Below are 18,300 nucleotides of genomic sequence, written 5' to 3' on the forward strand. Positions count from 1 at the left end.
GAGGCTTCTAACTCGCCACTCACGACAGGACAGGCAGCATGTTGTACGGGTTTTCAGGTGTTATTTTACAGGGCGCAATTGTCACGCTGGAACTGGCTCTCAGTTCCGTGGTGCTGGCCGTTCTGATCGGCCTCGTCGGGGCGGGGGCCAAACTCTCGCAAAACCGGGTGACGGGGCTTATTTTCGAAGGTTATACCACCCTCATTCGCGGGGTGCCGGATCTGGTGCTGATGCTGCTGATTTTTTATGGCTTGCAGATAGCACTCAACGCGTTAACCGATGCGATAGGCATCGGTCAGATTGATATCGACCCGATGGTCGCGGGTATTATTACGCTCGGCTTCATCTACGGTGCGTATTTTACGGAAACCTTCCGTGGCGCCTTTATGGCGGTCCCCAAAGGGCATATTGAAGCGGCAACGGCCTTCGGTTTCACCTCTTCCCAAATTTTTCGCCGCATTATGTTCCCGGCGATGATGCGTTATGCGCTGCCGGGGATTGGTAACAACTGGCAGGTGATCCTCAAAGCGACGGCGCTGGTTTCGCTGCTCGGTCTGGAAGATGTGGTAAAAGCCACGCAGTTGGCCGGGAAGAGCACCTGGGAGCCCTTCTATTTCGCCATCGTCTGCGGACTTATTTATCTGGTATTTACTACGGTTTCTAATGGTGTGCTGCTGTTCCTTGAGCGCCGCTACTCCGTCGGTGTGAAGAGGGCTGACCTGTGATCGAGATTATTCAGGAGTACTGGAAATCCCTGTTGTGGACGGACGGCTACCGCTTTACGGGCGTGGCGATAACGCTGTGGCTGCTGATCTCCTCCGTGGTGATGGGCGGCATTCTGGCGGTAATCCTGGCGATTGGCCGCGTTTCCAGTAACAAATTCATCCAGTTTCCCATTTGGCTATTCACCTATATTTTTCGCGGGACGCCACTGTACGTTCAGCTACTGGTGTTCTATTCAGGGATGTACACGCTGGAGATTGTCAAAGGCACGGATTTTCTTAACGCCTTCTTTCGCAGCGGTCTGAACTGTACCGTTCTGGCGCTGACGCTGAACACCTGCGCGTATACCACGGAGATTTTCGCTGGGGCGATCCGTTCGGTTCCACACGGTGAAATTGAAGCAGCGCGCGCGTATGGCTTCTCCTCGTTTAAAATGTATCGCTGCATTATTCTGCCTTCGGCGCTGCGTATCGCGTTGCCCGCGTACAGCAACGAGGTCATTTTGATGTTGCACTCCACGGCGCTGGCCTTCACCGCGACGGTTCCGGATCTGCTGAAAATCGCCCGTGATATAAACTCGGCGACCTATCAGCCCTTTACCGCCTTCGGTATTGCCGCCGTGCTGTACTTAATCATATCGTATGTCCTGATAAGCCTCTTCCGCCGCGCGGAAAGGCGCTGGTTGCAGCATGTTTCCTCTAAATAATTCGAGTAACACGATGTCTGAGAATAAATTAAACGTTATCGATTTGCACAAACGCTACGGCGAACACGAAGTGCTGAAAGGGGTTTCGCTGCAGGCCAACGCTGGAGATGTGATCAGTATTATTGGTTCTTCTGGCTCGGGAAAAAGTACGTTTTTGCGCTGCATAAACTTCCTCGAAAAACCGAGTGAAGGGTCGATTGTGGTCAATGGCCAGAATATCAACCTGGTGCGTGACAAGGACGGTCAGCTAAAAGTGGCGGATAAAAATCAGCTTCGTTTACTGCGTACGCGCCTGACAATGGTGTTTCAGCACTTTAACCTGTGGAGCCACATGACGGTGCTGGAAAACGTCATGGAAGCGCCGATTCAGGTACTGGGCCTGAGCAAACAGGAGTCCCGCGAGCGGGCGATCAAATATCTGGCGAAAGTTGGTATTGATGAGCGCGCCCAGGGGAAATATCCGGTGCATCTTTCCGGCGGTCAGCAGCAGCGTGTGTCGATTGCGCGCGCGTTGGCGATGGAGCCGGAGGTGCTGCTCTTTGATGAACCGACCTCGGCGCTGGATCCTGAACTGGTGGGCGAAGTGCTGCGTATCATGCAGCAACTGGCAGAAGAGGGAAAAACGATGGTGGTGGTGACGCACGAAATGGGCTTTGCCCGCCATGTCTCCAGCCACGTTATTTTCCTGCATCAGGGGAAAATCGAAGAAGAGGGCAATCCGGAGCAACTCTTTGGCAATCCGCAAAGTCCACGTCTGCAACAGTTCCTGAAAGGATCGCTGAAGTAACATTTCTCTGTTGGCGTGGTGTTTTCAGCGAGTAGGCCTGATAAGCGCAGCGCCTCAGGCTAGCATTCAATGCCGGATGGGGGCGTAAACGCCTTATCCGGCCGACAGATCAACAAACGCCTCTGCCTCCAGACGGTATCCCCAGTCATCATAGTGGATACCGTTGACCTCAAACGCTTTCTCCAGTACCTGCGTACGCACAAATCCGAGCTTTTCCAGCAGACGAACTGAACCCCGATTCTCGGCGAGCACCCAGGCGTTGATGGCTTTCACACCGGCATTGCAAAAGGCATAGTTGCAGACGGCGCGAACGGCCTCGCTGGCGATACCGCGTCCCTGGGCTGCGGGGATGACGCAATAACCGATATCTGCTTCCTGCGGAAAATGATGGCTTACCTGTAAGCCAATGTCGCCCAGCGGTGTGGCATCGTGATGCTGGCGGATCACAAAGGTGTGTTTTGAGGTAAGGCGACGTGCAAACAATAAGCGTGTTTCGCGTTCGGGGCAGAGGTTGCCCATAAAACGCATGACGTCCAGATTTTCACGAAGCGCGAGGAAAAAGGGCCAGTCTGTGGGTTGAAACGGGGAAAGCGTCAGTCGTTCAGTGGTGAGTCGTGCCATAAAATCGCCATTCCGGGAGCCAGTGAGACTACCTTACCACCGGAATAGCGAGGGTGAACAGGGAAGACGTTAACGAACAACATCCGCCAGCGCTTCTTCAAGATCGTACCAACGGAAGGGAAATCCGGCGGCTTCCAGTCGTTTTGGCAGGGCGCGCTGCCCACCCAGCACCAGAACGGACGACTCGCCCATCAGCAGGCGAATCACCGTGGCCGGTACGCGAAGAATCGCAGGCCGCTGCAGGGCATGTCCTAGCGCATGAGCAAACTGTTCATTGCGTACCGGGTAGGGTGAGACCATGTTGAACGGTCCACGCAGATCGTTATCCAGCAGCCAGAGGATCGCATTGACCATGTCATCAATGTGGATCCAGGCCAGATACTGGCGACCGCTGCCGATTGGGCCACCGAGGCCCAGGCGAAAGGGCGGTATCATTTTGGCGAGGATCCCGCCTTTTGGCGCCAGCACCACGCCGGTACGCAGCAGGCACACGCGCGTTCTGTCGCTTTGCGCCTCACAGGCAATTTGCTCCCAGCGCGCGCAAAGCTTATGGGTGAATTCGTTATGCGGCGGCTCTTCCTCGGTGACAACCACTTCACCCAGATCACCGTAATAACCGGCGGCAGAACCTGAAATCAGGACCGACGGCGGCGTTTCACTGGCGTTAATGAGGTCCGCCAGTTTCTGGGTGATGCGCCAGCGGCTCTGGCACAGGCGATCTTTTTGCTCTGTCGTCCAGCGCTTGTCAGCAATGGGTTCACCGGCCAGGTTAATCACCGCATCGATGTCGTCGAGGTTGTGCTTATCGTCCAGCGAGTTCCACAGGGTGACCCGATCATTGAGTTTTTTGCGGGCGTCATCGGGGCGGCGGGTCAGTACCGTCACCTGATGGCCCAGTTCCTGCAGGCGCGGGACCAGGTGTCCTCCGATAAGGCCAGTCCCTCCAGTTACCAGTATCTTCATGCAGCCTCCCGTGAAAGCGGTTAGCGCTGCCAGCTCAACGTCATGGAGACAGAATCGGCATAACGCAACGCGTGTAGTTTGTCGACTTCCACTTCAGCATAAGTGACCCAGTGGTGTTCGCGTGCGATATCGAGCACATCCTGGGTTAATTTTTCTAACAATGAGAAGCGGTTGTTCTCAACGTGCAGGATGATATTTTTGGTGATCGTGCGGTAGTTCAGCGCATCATTGATATCTTCGCTGACGCGGGCTTTGTCTGCCGGATAGTGAATCGCAACGTTGATGACAATGTCCTGTCGGTTATTGATCTCTTCCTCTTTGATACCGATGAAAGTGCGTAAACGAAGGTTTTTTATACGAATAATAGCGTCATGATGTGACATTGCAGGTCTCCTCCATGTATGAACTCTCGCATGATACACGAGAACCCGGCCACGTTATTCTTTTGCACTCGCAGGATCCTGGTGCGCCCGCATCATCGCGCGTTCCGTGGCGGGTCGACTGCGAATACGGTCAAACCAATTCTTCACGGCGGGAAACATGTCAAGGTCGACGCGCTGACGCTGCCAGGCGTTCACCCACGGCCAACAGGCAATGTCGGCGATGCTGTAATGTTCACCGCCCAGCCACGGCGACGTTTCCAGCCGTTTATTGAGGACGTTATACAGCCGCTGTGTTTCCACCTGATAGCGTTCGATGGCGTAGGGGATGGCCTGCGGGGCGAAATGGTTGAAATGGTGATTCTGACCGAGCATTGGTCCCAGTCCGCCCACCTGCCAGAATAGCCATTGCAACGTGGTATGGCGCTCGCGCAATTCGCCGCTAAGCAACAGGCCGCTCTTTTCCGCCAGATAGACTAAAATGGCGCCGGACTCAAACAGGCTGAGCGGTGTGCCGCCATCGATCGGGGCATGATCGACGATGGCGGGGATTTTATTGTTGGGTGAAATGGCCAGGAAATCAGGGCGAAACTGATTTCCCTTACTGATATCCACCTTAATGAGTCGGTAGTCCAGTGCAGCCTCTTCAAGGAAGATCGTAATCTTGTGCCCATTGGGTGTCGGGGCATAATAGAGGTCGATCATTTCAGCTCCAGAAAGCATTGAGTGGAATTAGACAACCACAAGTATAGAAAGCCTGTTGCGCTGTGTGAGTTTTCATCAGGTGACAGCAAGCGAAAGACCCTCTATGTTGTGAGAAAAGCCTAATAACGACGAGGATGCTATGAGTAAACCCAACATCACGCTGTGGTCAGACGCGAATTTTTTCTCTCCCTACGTGCTATCTGCCTATGTTGCGTTGCAGGAAAAGGGGCTGCCGTTTAGCCTGAAAACCATTGACCTGAACAGCGGCGAACATCTACAACCTGGCTGGCAGGGTTTTGCATTGACTCGCCGTGTGCCGTTGCTGGAAATCGATGGCTTTGAGCTGAGCGAGTCCTCCGCGATAGCTGAATATCTGGAAGACAGTTTTGCGCCACCCACCTGGGAACGGATCTATCCCCACGACCTGCAAAAGCGCGCGCGCGCGAGGCAGATTCAGGCATGGTTGCGCAGTGATTTAATGTCCATTCGAGAAGAGCGTCCGACGGATGTCGTTTTCGGGGGGGTAAAAAAAGGGCCGCTGAGCGACGCGGGGAAAGTCAGCGCGGAAAAACTGTTCGCCACGGCGGGGAATCTGCTGGCACACGACATGCCAAATCTTTTCGGAGAATGGTGTCTGGCCGATACCGATTTAGCCCTGATGCTCAACCGTCTGGTCCTCAATGGCGATGAGGTCCCTGAACGACTGGCGGAATATGCAGCATTTCAGTGGCAACGCGCATCTGTCCAGCGTTATATTGCGCTTTCCGCGAAGCGTTCAGGCTGATAAAGCGTCTACAATCCAGTATCATAATGTGGTTTTTGATGACACGGAGTATGTGATGAAACTGATGTTTGCATCCGACATTCACGGGTCCTTGCCTGCCACAGAACGCGTGCTGACGTTGTTTTCCCAGAGTGGCGCACAGTGGCTGGTGATACTGGGAGATGTACTCAACCACGGGCCGCGAAATGCCTTACCCGAAGGCTACGCGCCCGCTCAGGTGGCTGAGCGACTGAACGAACAGGCGGCGCAGATTATTGCGGTACGGGGAAACTGTGATAGCGAAGTGGATCAAATGCTGCTGAAGTTTCCAATGACCGCGCCCTGGCAGCAGGTGCTGTTGGATAATCAGCGGCTGTTTCTGACTCACGGCCATCTCTTTGGGCCGGATAGCCTGCCCGCTTTACGCGCCAGCGATGTCCTGGTATATGGGCATACGCATCTGCCGGTGGCAGAAAAAAAAGGCGATATTTATCACTTCAACCCGGGTTCAGTAAGCATTCCTAAGGGGGGCTTTCAGGCAAGTTATGGCCTGCTGGACGATAATGTTTTAAGCGTTATCGCACTCAATGATCAAAGTATCATTGCACAGGTTGCGATTAATTCGTAATTTACCCCCACATATGTAAATGCGCCGTAAGAGCGCCAGAAAAAGAAGGTTTCCTGATGGTGGAACAGCGTCGTTTGGCAAGTACGGAATGGGTGGATATTGTGAATGAAGACAACGAAGTCATTGCACAATCCAGCCGGGAACAGATGCGAGCGCAGGGCCTGCGTCATCGTGCGACCTATATTGTCGTACACGACGGGATGGGCAAAATATTGGTGCAGCGTCGTACCGAGACAAAAGACTTTTTACCTGGAATGTTAGATGCCACTGCCGGTGGTGTTGTGCAGGCCGACGAACAACTGCTGGATTCTGCCCGTCGTGAAGCGGAAGAAGAGTTAGGCATTGCCGGCGTGCCATTTGCCGAACACGGTCAGTTCTACTTTGAAGATAAGAACTGTCGCGTCTGGGGGGCGTTGTTCAGTTGTGTGTCGCACGGCCCGTTCGCCTTACAGGAAGAAGAGGTCAGCGAAGTGTGCTGGCTGACGCCAGAAGAAATTACCGCTCGCTGCGATGAGTTCACGCCCGACTCTCTGAAAGCGCTGGCGCTATGGATGACCCGTAACGCCAAAAACGAAGCGGCCAGGTCAGAGTCGCAACAGGAGAAGCAGGAAGAGGCGGAGTAACCGCTCAGCAACTGTCCCTTACGCACAAACTGGAGGCGATCGGTTTTTGATCGCGCCAGTTGCCATCCTCAAACCGTGCCAGTAACGCGCGTCCAGCCTCAATACCAATCTTGCGATGGGGCACAGCCATCGTGGTTAACGGCGGCTGGCAAACCCTGCTCACATCACTATCGCCAAATCCGACTACCGCCAGATCGTCAGGCACTTTGATGCGTCGTCGCTGGCACTCATACAGCACGCCACAGGCCAGTTCATCCGACACGCAAACCAGCGCGTCGAGTTCGGGCCAGGCGAGAATAAACTCGGGCAACTGCGACGCGCCGGTGGAAAAGTTGGGGGGGAGCGCCGCGTTAATCACTCGATTCGGCGACATGTGGTGGCGCAGCATCGCCTTATACCAGCCTTGCAAGTGCTGCTGAAAAATCCACTGTTCCTGATTGGCGCAGAGCAGTCCAATGTTTTGATAGCCGCGTTGAATCAACATTTCGGTGAGTTCAAACATTGCTGCGACGTTATCAATACCAATGTTCATATCAATGGGATCGCTACGAATCGCGCCCATCTCCATGACCGGGATCCTGGCGTTTTTCAGCCAGTTCCGCACGGTGTCGCTGTGCTCGACGCTGAGCAAAATGGCGGCGGCAATATTGGAGGCCAGCAGCGTCTCAAGCAGCGTTTCTTCCTGTTCCAGGCGATGACGGGACTCTGCCAGCATGATCTGGTATCCGGCGGGCTGCAGGACTTCCTGCAATCCAGCGAACATTTCCGAGCAGCCAGCCTCTGAAAGATTCGGTACGACCATCGCAATGGTTCGTGATGACGCAGACGCCAGCGCACTTGCAGCCAGATTGGGCATGTAGCCCAGTTCATGCACTGCAGCGTCTATTTTTTCCCGGAGTTTATCGGAAACCTGTTCAGGCGTGCGCAGTGCACGAGAGACGGTCATGGTGCCGACACCGGCAAGGTGAGCGACATCCGCAATGGTCACCTTGCCTGTACTACGTCGTTTTCGGGTCAGAGACATACACATTCCTGCGCAATTACAACCGGTTGAGCCGCTTTTTATCGTCATTTTTTGCTTCGTATGCAGGGCAAGTATACGCCTTTAATGACTTTCATTGCTGTGATTTTACCCGGCAATTGTATTTTGATAGCGCTATCACATATCTGAACGATATCCCCTGATAGCGCTATCTTTGTGAGAATGATCGCAGATAAGGTTTCATGGGTTGAATAAAGTTTGCTCACATTGAGCAAGAAATGAGGAGAGGACGTGCTGAATAAATGGTTAACGGAGTCAACCATCATGCTGCGCGAGAGCGTTGAGGACTGGCAGCAGGCTCTTGCGTGGTGTGCCAGACCTTTGCTTGCTGCCGGGGTTATTACACCGGAGTACCTTACCGCCATCGTCGCGCAGCATCATCAACTGGGACCTTACTACGTCCTGGCGCCGGGTCTGGCAATGCCGCATGCCAGACCGGAAGAAGGCGCAACAGCATTAGGGCTCTCATTGTTAAAACTGGAGCACGGTGTTTCATTTGGCGCAGGCGAATTTGATCCTGTCGACATTATTATCATGCTCGCGGCGCCGGATAAACATAGCCATATTGCCATGATATCCGCACTGGCTGAATTATTTTCAAGCGACGAGGATCTGGTGCGATTACATCAGGCAACAACCCTGGAGGATATTAAAAAAATCATTTCACGTTTCTGATGTAAGTCATATTGGCATCTTCTAAAACATGACGCGAAAGCGTGATGCGGACGTACTCTACTTAAAAAAAGGGGATAACAATGAAAATTCTGGCAATTTGTGGTTCTGGCCTGGGCAGCAGTTTTATGGTCGAAATGAATATTAAAAAAGTGCTCAAGAAACTTAATATTCAGGCAGATGTTGAACATTCCGATCTCTCCTCCGCCACGCCTGGCGCTGCCGATCTGTTTGTGATGGCAAAAGATATTGCCGCCAGTGCCAGCGTACCGGAAACTCAACTGGTGGTGATTAATAATATTATCGATATCAATGAACTGGAAGCGCAACTGCGCGAATGGTTCGACAAACAATAACTGTAAATGCACACCATCATGCAAACAGCCCGATGGCGGTTGCGCACTGATGTGCATAAAGCGAGGTGGATATGTTTATCCTTGAAACGCTGAATTTTGTTGTTGATATTCTTAAAGTCCCTTCCGTGCTGGTGGGGTTAATTGCATTAATTGGCCTGGTCGCGCAAAAGAAAGCTTTTTCCGATGTGATAAAAGGGACAATTAAAACGATTCTGGGTTTTATTGTTCTTGGCGGCGGCGCAACGGTGCTGGTGGGATCGTTAAATCCGCTAGGCGGGATGTTTGAGCACGCATTTAATATTCAGGGCATCATTCCTAATAACGAAGCCATTGTCTCTATTGCTCTCGAGAAATATGGCGCCTCAACCGCGCTTATTATGGCGTTCGGGATGGTGGCGAATATTATTGTCGCCCGCTTCACGCGCCTGAAGTATATCTTCCTGACCGGGCATCATACGTTTTATATGGCCTGCATGATCGGCGTTATTCTGACCGTCGCCGGATTCGACGGGATCGGACTCGTCTTTACGGGCTCGCTGATTCTGGGGCTGGTGATGGCTTTTTTCCCCGCGCTGGCGCAGCGGTATATGCGGCGGATCACCGGAAATGATGAGATTGCCTTTGGTCACTTTGGCACTCTGGGATACGTGCTGTCAGGCTGGATCGGCAGCGTCTGCGGCAAAGGTTCCCGTTCGACCGAAGAGATGAACTTACCGAAGAACCTGAGCTTCCTGCGTGACAGTTCAATCTCTATCTCCCTGACCATGATGATAATCTATCTGATTATGGCGATCAGCGCCGGTCGGGAATATGTCGAAAGTACCTTCAGCGGCGGGCAGAACTATCTGGTTTACGCCATCATCATGGCGATCACCTTTGCCGCCGGGGTGTTCATTATTCTGCAAGGTGTCCGTTTGATTCTGGCGGAAATCGTCCCGGCGTTTACCGGTTTTTCTGAAAAACTGGTGCCTAACGCGCGACCGGCGCTGGACTGCCCGGTGGTCTATCCCTATGCCCCGAATGCGGTACTGATTGGCTTTCTGTTCAGTTTTCTCGGCGGGCTGGTGGGGCTGTTTCTGTTGGGACAGATGAAACTGGTGCTGATCCTGCCTGGCGTTGTCCCACACTTTTTCACTGGCGCAACGGCCGGGGTGTTTGGTAACGCCACCGGTGGGCGTCGCGGGGCCATGATTGGCGCGTTTGCCAATGGCCTGTTAATCACCTTCCTGCCGGTTCTCCTCCTGCCCGTGCTGGGCGCGATTGGTTTTGCCAATACCACTTTCTCGGATGCCGATTTTGGCGTCGTTGGCATTGTGCTCGGCAACCTGGCGCGTTATCTGTCGCCTTTTGCCATCACGGGACTGGTTGTGGCGTTGTTTGCGCTGTTGGTGGTCTGGAACCTGTTCGCGAAAAACCGGACTGTAACGGGTCAGACTAAGGAAAATAATGGAGCCAAATCATGAGTGTGAAGGCGGTAACGCAACTGGCGCGCGAGATTCGCATCGCCACCCTGAAGTCGCTTATTGATCTCGGCTTTGGCCATTTTGGCGGCTGTATGTCGGTGGTGGAAACGCTGGCGGTTTTGTATGGCGAGGTGATGAACATTGACCCTGCCGATCCGGACTGGCCAGAGCGGGACTATTTCGTGTTATCAAAAGGCCATGCCGGGCCGGCACTGTATAGCACGCTGGCGCTGAAAGGCTACTTCCCGGTCGCAGAGTTGAGCACGCTGAACCAGAACGGCACGCGTCTGCCCAGTCACCCGGACAGGCTTAAGACGCGTGGCGTTGATGCGACGACAGGATCGCTGGGGCAGGGCATTTCTATCGCCGGGGGGATGGCGCTGTCGCACAAACTGGCGCAGCGAACTAACCGGGTATTCTGCATTGTGGGTGATGGCGAGCTCAATGAAGGGCAGTGCTGGGAAGCGTTCCAGTTTATTGCCCACCATCGGCTGAACAACCTGACGGTCTTCGTTGACTGGAATAAGCAGCAGCTGGATGGCGAACTGGATGACATCATCCACCCGTTTTGTCTTGAAGATAAATTTCGTGCGTTTGGTTTTGAGGCGTTCACGGTGAAAGGGGATGATATCCCCGGTCTGCTGGCGGTGGTCCAACCGGTTCTGGATAACCAGGCACGTCCACGCGTTGTGATTCTTGACAGCGTCAAAGGGCAGGGAGTGCCGTATCTGGAGCAATTAACCCACTCACATCACCTGCGCCTGACGGATGAGACCAGACATGCGCTGAACGATAATCTTCGCCAACTGGAGGCTACGCATGATTAAGCTCGCGCCCGCAGGACAAAAAGACAGTGTGGAGATGCGCAAGGTTTATGCCACTTTTGTCGCGAAAGAAGTGGCGGCGGGAAGCCCGATCATTGCGCTGGAAGCGGATTTGATGAGCTCCATGGCGATGGACGGCGTGGCGCGCGAGTATCCGCAGAATGTTATTAATTGCGGCATCATGGAGGCGAACGTTATTGGTACTGCGGCAGGGCTGGCACTGACCGGACGCAAGCCGTTTGTGCATACCTTTACGGCGTTCGCCAGTCGCCGCTGTTTCGATCAGCTGTTTATGTCGCTCGATTATCAGCGGAGTAACGTCAAAGTCATCGCCTCCGATGCCGGTGTGACCGCCTGTCATAACGGCGGGACGCACATGTCTTTCGAAGATATGGGCATCGTTCGCGGGCTGGCGCATTCGGTGGTGCTGGAGGTTACTGATGCCGTCATGTTTGACGATATCTTACGCCAACTGATTGACCTCGACGGGTTCTACTGGGTGCGCACCATCCGTAAACAGGCACCGAGTATTTACGCCCCGGGATCGACCTTTACGCTGGGGAAAGGAAATGTGTTGCGGGAAGGCAATGATGTCACCCTGATTGCCAATGGGATTATGGTGGCTGAAGCGCTGGAAGCGGCACGACAACTGGAGCGGATGGGGGTCAGTACGGCCGTCATCGACATGTTCACCCTCAAGCCTGTCGATCGCATGCTGGTGAAGAACTATGCCGAAAAAACGGGGCGGATTGTGACCTGTGAAAATCACAGTATCCATAACGGGCTGGGATCGGCGGTAGCGGAAGTGCTGGTAGAAACCTGCCCGGTTCCGATGCGGCGGGTTGGCGTCAGGGAACGCTATGGACAGGTCGGCACCCAGGACTTCTTGCAGGAAGAGTATGGACTCACCGCGGCGGCGATTGTGACTGCGGCAAAATCACTGCTTTAGAAAGGAGAAGCCGGATGAGCGCTAACGCTTATCCGGCCTACGAGGATAAGAAATATTGTAGGCCGGATAAGACGCGTTAGCGTCGCCATCCGGCATGTTGGATCAATGGTATCCCATAATCTGTGCGCCAATCACCACCACGCTGGACATAATAAACAGCAGTCCCAACAGCGTCGCACCCACTTTCAGCCAGTTACGAAAATCCACCCGACAGACGCCTAACGTCGCCATCAGTGACGCTGAGGTCGGATAGATGATATGGCTAAAGCCATCGCCAAACTGGAACGCCAGCACGGTTACCTGACGGTTAACACCTACCAGATCGCCGAGCGGCGCTAACAGCGGCATGGTCAACGCCGCCTGACCGGATCCCGAGGTAACAAAGAAATTGAACACGGCCTGGAAGAGCAGCATAAACCACGCGGCAACGGCGTTATCCAGCCCGCTGATGCCGTTGGCAATGCTGTGCAACAGCGTATTCAGCACGCTCGCGTCACCTGCTTCGCCGTTGCCTACCAGCAGCAATATGCCTTTGGCAAAGCCTACCAGCAGGGCAGGGGCAATCATCATGCGCGCGCCTTCGGTGAAAGAGGACGCCATAATGTTGACCGTCATGCCGTTAAGGCGAAAAATAACGGCGATAATGCCAATCACCAGGCCCATGGTGAAGAACTGGCTGGCGATTTCAGGAATAAACCACGCGTTGACGATGACGCCCCAGACAACCCATACCATCACGCCGGTCAGAACCAGTAGTACCAGCCAGTCGCCGATCGTGAAGCGTCGCTCGACAACATCATCCTGCTGCTCGCGGAAGAAACGGTCAGATTCATGTACGCGCGACAGAAGCGGGTTCTTTTTCACCCGCGAGGCGTAGGCCAGGGTAAACGTCAGGCCAATCAGCGTTGAAATGACCCATACCACGATGCGCAGACCGGAACCGGAGAGGACGGGAACGCCGGCGATACCCTGAGCAACCACCACGCAGAAGGGATTCATCCACGAACTGGCAAAGCCAATTTGTGTTGCAATATAGGTCACCAGCACGGTGGTGATACTGTCATAGCCCAGCCTCACCATCAGCGGCGCGATGATGATCGCAAAGGCGACCGCCTCTTCCCCCATACCGAATACCGCGCCGCCCAGCGAGAAGAGAATAAACAGCACCGGGATAAACAGAACCTCGTTGCCTTTGGTATGGCGGATCAGCGCCAGAATGCCATTATCAATCGTTCCTGTACGCATGACGATGCCAAACGCGCCACCAATCACCAGCATAAACATGATGATGCCAACGGCGGTGCCGAATTTAGAGCCAGAAGTCAGCCCTTCAAACGGGAAGTTCATCAGGCCCGGACTTTCGTCACCGGTGGTAAAGAACTTCACCGGGTGATACTGCGCTTCACCTGCCTCGTTGGTCAGAATGCGAAAGGAGTGCGGGTCGACCACTTTACGGGTTTTTGTCTGACCATCGACCTGGTATTGCACCTCCTGGCTGTCAAACATCCCGACGGGGACAACCCAGGTTGCAAGACTGGTTAAAATGGCGACAAAGAAAATAATCACCAACGTATCGGGCATGGCCCATTTTCTTCTGGTTGGCTGTGTTTCGGTTACTGCAGACATGACAGACTATCCCTGTTGCAAAGCAAAGAGGCTAAGTATGCAAACAGGCGAATGGTTATTCATTGATACAGCGCAGTTAAGCCAAAAAAATCAGATTTTGCAACGCTGAAAGGACGGAAATAAAAAATCCGGAAATCGTTGAAATTTCCGGATGTTGACTGGGCTCGTGAGAGCCCAGGGGAGGCAGTTTACTGCTGCTGTGAAGACTGAATCGCGGTCAGAGCGATGGTGTAGACGATATCGTCAACCAGCGCGCCACGGGACAGGTCGTTCACCGGCTTGCGCATACCTTGCAGCATCGGCCCGATGGAGATCAGGTCGGCTGAACGCTGTACCGCTTTGTAGGTGGTGTTACCGGTGTTCAGATCCGGGAAGATGAACACGGTAGCGCGACCGGCAACCGGAGAGTTCGGCGCTTTGGATTTCGCGACATCAGCCATCACGGCGGCATCGTACTGCAGCGGACCGTCGATCATCAGGTCAGGACGTTTTTCCTGCGCCAGACGAGTCGCTTCACGCACTTTTTCTACGTCGCTACCCGCGCCAGAGGTGCCGGTGGAGTAGGAGAGCATTGCGACGCGCGGTTCGATACCAAAGGCAATTGCGGAATCGGCGGACTGGATTGCGATCTCAGCCAGCTGTTCAGCGGTCGGATCCGGGTTGATCGCGCAGTCGCCGTAAACGTAAACCTGTTCCGGCAGCAGCATGAAGAATACGGAGGAAACCAGTGAACTGCCCGGCGCCGTTTTGATCAGCTGCAGCGGCGGACGAATGGTGTTAGCCGTGGTGTGAACGGCACCGGACACCAGACCGTCAACTTCGTCTTGTTCCAGCATCAGCGTACCAAGAACCACGTTGTCTTCCAGCTGTTCGCGGGCAACGGTTTCGGTCATGCCTTTGCTCTTACGCAGTTCAACCAGACGTGCGACATAGCTTTCGCGGACCACTTCCGGGTCAACGATTTCGATGCCAGCGCCGAGTTCAACACCCTGAGACGCCGCAACGCGGTTGATCTCTTCCGGATTACCCAGCAGCACGCAGGTTGCGATACCACGTTCAGCACAAATGGCTGCCGCTTTCACGGTACGCGGTTCGTCGCCTTCCGGCAGCACAACACGTTTACCGGCTTTACGCGCCAGTTCGGTCAACTGATAGCGGAAAGCTGGCGGAGACAGACGACGGCTACGCTCAGAGGTCGCGGTCAGAGACTCGATCCAGTCAGCGTTGATGTAGTTCGCCACGTACTCCTGAACTTTCTCGATACGTGCGTGATCGTCAACCGGCACTTCCAGGTTGAAGCTCTGCAGGCTCAGAGAGGTCTGCCAGGTATTGGTGTTCACCATGAATACCGGCAGGCCGGTCGCGAAAGCGCGTTCGCACAGTTTAGAGATGCGCGCGTCCATTTCGTAACCACCGGTCAGCAGCAGGGCGCCGATTTCTACGCCGTTCATCGCGGCCAGGCAAGCGGCAACCAGCACGTCCGGACGGTCAGCGGAGGTGACCAGCAGGGAACCGGCACGGAAGTGTTCCAGCATGTGCGGAATGCTACGCGCACAGAAGGTGACAGACTTCACGCGACGCGTGTTGATGTCGCCTTCGTTAACGATGGTGGCATTCAGGTGACGCGCCATGTCGATAGCACGGGTAGCGATCAGATCAAAGCTCCACGGCACTGCGCCGAGAACCGGCATCGGGCTGCTTGCGGTGAGCTGCGCCGGATCAACTTTCACGACCTGCGCTTTGGAAGAGTCGTCGAAAATCTCGGACAGATCCGGGCGAGTACGACCCTGTTCATCAACCGGGGCGTTCAGTTTGTTAACGATAACGCCGGTGATGTTGGTATTTTTTGTGCCGCCGAAGCTGCTGCGAGTCAGTTCAATACGCTCGTTCAGCTGTTCTGGCGTATCGGTGCCCTGAGACATCACGAAGACGATTTCTGCATTCAGCGTTTTAGCGATTTCGTAGTTCAGAGACTGCGCAAACTGGTGTTTACGGGTTGGGACCAGGCCTTCAACCAGTACCACTTCTGCGTCTTTGGTGTTCGCGTGGTAGTTCGCGATGATCTCTTCCATCAGCACATCTTTCTGATTGCTGGACAGCAGAGACTCAACGTGGCTCATCTTCAGCGGTTCAGCCGCTGTGACAGAGGAGTTTGCACGAACGATAGCGGTGGTCTGGTCTGGCGCATCGCCACCGGCGCGTGGCTGGGCGATTGGCTTAAAGACACTCAGACGAACGCCTTTGCGTTCCATAGCGCGGATGACGCCGAGGCTGACGCTGGTCAGGCCGACGCTGGTTCCGGTAGGGATCAGCATAATAATACGGGACACGGTTTATCCTCTTTCGTTACCGCCCGTTGGGCGGGTTACAAAACAGCACCGCCAGCTTAGCTGGCGGTGTGAAATCAGGCAGTCAGACGGCACGCGTCTTGCGCGATAACCAGTTCTTCGTTGGTTGGGATCACCACTGCAGGACGGGTACCTTCCTTGTTGATGAAACCAGACTTGCCGAAACGCGCAGCCAGGTTACGTTCATGATCAACTTCAAAGCCCAGCACGCCCAGTTTACCCAGAGACAGCTCGCGAACCATGGCCGCGTTCTCACCAATACCGCCGGTGAAGACAACCGCGTCCAGACGACCGTCCATCAGCGCCGTGTAGGAACCGATGTACTTCGCCAGACGGTGGCAGTAAACGTCCATTGCACGTTTCGCGTCTTCTTTGGTGGTGTAGTTGTCTTCAACGTAACGGCAGTCGCTGGTGACTTCGGTCAGACCCAGCAGGCCAGACTCTTTGGTCAGCATTTTGTTGATCTGATCAACGCTCATGCCCAGCGTGTCGTGCAGGTGGAAAATGATTGCCGGGTCGATATCACCAGAACGGGTACCCATCACCAGACCTTCCAGCGGGGTCAGACCCATAGAGGTATCAACACATTTACCGTTGCGGATAGCCGAAACAGAACCACCGTTGCCCAGGTGGCAAGTGATGATGTTCAGTTCGTCTACCGGTTTGTTCAGCATTTTTGCCGCTTCCTGAGTGACGAAGAAGTGGCTGGTACCGTGCGCGCCATAACGACGAACGCCGTGTTCTTTGTACAGGCTGTACGGCAGGGCATAGAGGTAAGACTCTTCCGGCATAGTCTGATGGAACGCGGTGTCAAACACAGCTACGTTTTTGTCTTTTAACTGCGGGAAGGATTTCAGCGCTTCTGCGATCCCGATCAGGTGAGCCGGGTTGTGCAGCGGTGCGAAAGAGGCAGAATCTTTGATGCCCTGAATAACAGAGTCATCGATAACCACGGAGCTGGTATACTTCTCGCCGCCGTGTACGATACGGTGACCGATTGCAGTCAACTGCGCAGACAGTTCTGGTTTTTGTGCCAGAATAGTATTAACGATAAAGTTCAGCGCTTCACTGTGAGCGGCGCCTGCACCTAAAGCCGCTTCTTGTTTACCGCCGTCCATTTTCCATTTGATACGTGCTTCTGGGAGATGGAAACATTCGGCTAAACCAGAAAGGTACTCTTCACCGTTAACTGCATCGATGATTGCAAATTTCAGTGAGGAGCTACCGCAGTTCAGAACCAGTACTAACTTACTCGACATGGAAGTACCTATTATTGATACGTGGCTAAAAAAACGTCAGGGAGCCATAGAGCGTAGCGCAGTGTGACGCTGACATTTATGATTAACATCATGCCAGTTGTCTTTTTTGGCATGATGGAAGAAATACCTTTGAGTCTATGCCATTTTGCGTATTTTTCAGCCAATGGCATACTATATGTAAATTTGACGACTCAATGATTTTGGACTACAGGCCATTTACAGGCCGCTACAGGATACCCGATAGTGGGTATCAATGACAAAATGTTTTGAACGTTGTCCCGCATAGTTGTTGTTTTGCACAAATATTTGAATTTTTATATGTGAAGTTGAGGTAAGCCATGTCGACGCCGGATCATCGCTCCGTAAATTTTTTTAGCCTTTTTCGTCGGGGGCAACATTACTCAAAGACGTGGCCAATGGAAAAGCGCCTTGCACCCGTCTTTGTTGAGAATCGCGTGATACGGATGACGCGTTACGCGATCCGCTTTATGCCGCCGATCGCCATCTTTACCCTGTGCTGGCAGATAGCACTGGGCGGCCAGTTAGGGCCTGCCGTCGCCACCGCGTTGTTCGCGCTCAGCCTGCCGATGCAGGGGCTGTGGTGGTTAGGAAAACGTTCCGTCACGCCACTGCCGCCCTCTATTCTGAACTGGTTTTATGAAGTCAGAGGCAAATTACAGGAAGCAGGGCAAGCGCTCTCCCCGGTTGAAGGAAAGCCGGATTACCAGGCGTTAGCTGACACGCTTAAGCGTGCCTTCAAACAACTGGACAAAACTTTCCTTGATGATTTGTAATTGACCCCGGATTACGCATATAAAAGAAGGCATATTGATGCCTTCTTTTTTTTCACTTTTTTCACCGT

The 18,300-nt window shown here is 53.8% G+C and carries 20 protein-coding genes; 12 read left to right on the forward strand and 8 right to left on the reverse strand.

Going from position 1 to position 18,300, the window contains the following annotated elements; translation table 11 throughout:
• The first annotated feature begins 38 nt into the window (after positions 1 to 38).
• From OGY35_RS02345 to hisP, 3 genes are read left to right on the forward strand one after another with little or no spacing between them, the layout of a single operon-like run.
• Complete coding sequence (locus OGY35_RS02345) at positions 39 to 725, forward strand: histidine ABC transporter permease HisQ (protein WP_152403331.1); 687 nt, start codon at positions 39 to 41, stop codon at positions 723 to 725.
• Positions 722 to 1,429, forward strand: a complete 708-nt coding sequence (gene hisM / locus OGY35_RS02350) for a histidine ABC transporter permease HisM (RefSeq protein ID WP_061074826.1) — start codon at positions 722 to 724, stop codon at positions 1,427 to 1,429. The genes OGY35_RS02345 and hisM overlap by 4 nt, the downstream gene beginning before the upstream one ends.
• A gap of 13 nt (positions 1,430 to 1,442) precedes the next feature.
• On the forward strand, positions 1,443 to 2,216 hold the full coding sequence (gene hisP / locus OGY35_RS02355; protein WP_046483066.1) for a histidine ABC transporter ATP-binding protein HisP: 774 nt from the start codon (positions 1,443 to 1,445) through the stop codon (positions 2,214 to 2,216).
• Between the two features lie 93 nt (positions 2,217 to 2,309).
• Here hisP and OGY35_RS02360 read toward each other — a convergent pair whose 3' ends face one another.
• The 4 genes from OGY35_RS02360 to yfcG form a co-directional block, all read right to left on the reverse strand.
• A complete protein-coding gene (locus OGY35_RS02360) occupies positions 2,310 to 2,837 on the reverse strand; it encodes a GNAT family N-acetyltransferase (RefSeq protein ID WP_286631318.1) in 528 nt (175 codons plus the stop codon).
• A 69-nt stretch (positions 2,838 to 2,906) separates the two neighbouring features.
• The gene (locus OGY35_RS02365; protein WP_152403335.1) at positions 2,907 to 3,800 is read right to left on the reverse strand and encodes a TIGR01777 family oxidoreductase; all 894 of its coding nucleotides are present in this window, start codon (positions 3,798 to 3,800) and stop codon (positions 2,907 to 2,909) included.
• Positions 3,801 to 3,820: 20 nt separating this feature from the next.
• A complete protein-coding gene (gene folX, locus OGY35_RS02370) occupies positions 3,821 to 4,183 on the reverse strand; it encodes a dihydroneopterin triphosphate 2'-epimerase (RefSeq protein WP_043000007.1) in 363 nt (120 codons plus the stop codon).
• Positions 4,184 to 4,237: 54 nt separating this feature from the next.
• A complete protein-coding gene (yfcG, locus tag OGY35_RS02375) occupies positions 4,238 to 4,885 on the reverse strand; it encodes a GSH-dependent disulfide bond oxidoreductase (protein WP_286631319.1) in 648 nt (215 codons plus the stop codon).
• Positions 4,886 to 5,024: 139 nt separating this feature from the next.
• On the opposite strand from yfcG, the gene yfcF reads away from it, so the two are divergent.
• Genes yfcF through yfcD form a run of 3 tightly spaced genes read left to right on the forward strand, consistent with a single transcriptional unit; the run spans position 5,025 to position 6,899 of the window.
• A complete protein-coding gene (yfcF, locus tag OGY35_RS02380; RefSeq protein WP_286631320.1) occupies positions 5,025 to 5,669 on the forward strand; it encodes a glutathione transferase in 645 nt (214 codons plus the stop codon).
• A gap of 55 nt (positions 5,670 to 5,724) precedes the next feature.
• Entirely contained in the window at positions 5,725 to 6,276 is a 552-nt protein-coding gene (yfcE, locus tag OGY35_RS02385) for a phosphodiesterase (RefSeq protein WP_152403341.1), read from the forward strand.
• A gap of 56 nt (positions 6,277 to 6,332) precedes the next feature.
• Entirely contained in the window at positions 6,333 to 6,899 is a 567-nt protein-coding gene (gene yfcD / locus OGY35_RS02390) for an NUDIX hydrolase YfcD (protein ID WP_042317782.1), read from the forward strand.
• Between the two features lie 4 nt (positions 6,900 to 6,903).
• Here the strand turns inward: yfcD and OGY35_RS02395 are convergent, their stop codons facing one another.
• Positions 6,904 to 7,923 (reverse strand): LacI family DNA-binding transcriptional regulator, encoded by a 1,020-nt coding sequence (locus tag OGY35_RS02395; protein WP_152403343.1) that lies wholly within the window; start codon positions 7,921 to 7,923, stop codon positions 6,904 to 6,906.
• Positions 7,924 to 8,172: 249 nt separating this feature from the next.
• Between OGY35_RS02395 and OGY35_RS02400 the strand changes: the two genes are divergently transcribed.
• From OGY35_RS02400 to OGY35_RS02420, 5 genes are all read left to right on the forward strand, one after another.
• Positions 8,173 to 8,616, forward strand: coding sequence for a PTS sugar transporter subunit IIA (locus OGY35_RS02400; RefSeq protein ID WP_286631321.1), 444 nt, complete (start codon positions 8,173 to 8,175; stop codon positions 8,614 to 8,616).
• An 80-nt stretch (positions 8,617 to 8,696) separates the two neighbouring features.
• Positions 8,697 to 8,969, forward strand: a complete 273-nt coding sequence (locus OGY35_RS02405) for a PTS sugar transporter subunit IIB (protein ID WP_152403347.1) — start codon at positions 8,697 to 8,699, stop codon at positions 8,967 to 8,969.
• A gap of 71 nt (positions 8,970 to 9,040) precedes the next feature.
• Positions 9,041 to 10,432, forward strand: coding sequence for a PTS ascorbate transporter subunit IIC (locus OGY35_RS02410; protein ID WP_286631322.1), 1,392 nt, complete (start codon positions 9,041 to 9,043; stop codon positions 10,430 to 10,432).
• On the forward strand, positions 10,429 to 11,259 hold the full coding sequence (locus tag OGY35_RS02415) for a transketolase (protein ID WP_286631323.1): 831 nt from the start codon (positions 10,429 to 10,431) through the stop codon (positions 11,257 to 11,259). The genes OGY35_RS02410 and OGY35_RS02415 overlap by 4 nt, the downstream gene beginning before the upstream one ends.
• The gene (locus tag OGY35_RS02420) at positions 11,252 to 12,205 is read left to right on the forward strand and encodes a transketolase family protein (RefSeq protein WP_286631324.1); all 954 of its coding nucleotides are present in this window, start codon (positions 11,252 to 11,254) and stop codon (positions 12,203 to 12,205) included. Before OGY35_RS02415 ends, OGY35_RS02420 begins: the two co-directional genes overlap by 8 nt.
• A gap of 102 nt (positions 12,206 to 12,307) precedes the next feature.
• Here the strand turns inward: OGY35_RS02420 and yfcC are convergent, their stop codons facing one another.
• The 3 genes from yfcC to ackA all read right to left on the reverse strand — a co-directional run bounded on the left by yfcC (position 12,308) and on the right by ackA (position 17,438).
• Positions 12,308 to 13,831 carry a putative basic amino acid antiporter YfcC gene (yfcC, locus tag OGY35_RS02425; RefSeq protein WP_178826071.1) on the reverse strand — a complete coding sequence of 508 codons (1,524 nt, stop codon included), beginning with the start codon at positions 13,829 to 13,831 and terminating at the stop codon, positions 12,308 to 12,310.
• A gap of 188 nt (positions 13,832 to 14,019) precedes the next feature.
• Positions 14,020 to 16,161, reverse strand: coding sequence for a phosphate acetyltransferase (gene pta / locus OGY35_RS02430; RefSeq protein ID WP_286631325.1), 2,142 nt, complete (start codon positions 16,159 to 16,161; stop codon positions 14,020 to 14,022).
• Positions 16,162 to 16,235: 74 nt separating this feature from the next.
• Positions 16,236 to 17,438 carry an acetate kinase gene (gene ackA / locus OGY35_RS02435; RefSeq protein WP_152403359.1) on the reverse strand — a complete coding sequence of 401 codons (1,203 nt, stop codon included), beginning with the start codon at positions 17,436 to 17,438 and terminating at the stop codon, positions 16,236 to 16,238.
• Positions 17,439 to 17,776: 338 nt separating this feature from the next.
• Between ackA and yfbV the strand changes: the two genes are divergently transcribed.
• Positions 17,777 to 18,232, forward strand: a complete 456-nt coding sequence (gene yfbV, locus OGY35_RS02440; RefSeq protein ID WP_042317796.1) for a terminus macrodomain insulation protein YfbV — start codon at positions 17,777 to 17,779, stop codon at positions 18,230 to 18,232.
• The last annotated feature ends 68 nt before the right edge of the window (positions 18,233 to 18,300 follow it).

The organism is Citrobacter sp. Ct235 (assembly GCF_030332305.1).
GTDB classification, from domain to species: Bacteria; Pseudomonadota; Gammaproteobacteria; order Enterobacterales; family Enterobacteriaceae; genus Citrobacter_A; species Citrobacter_A telavivensis.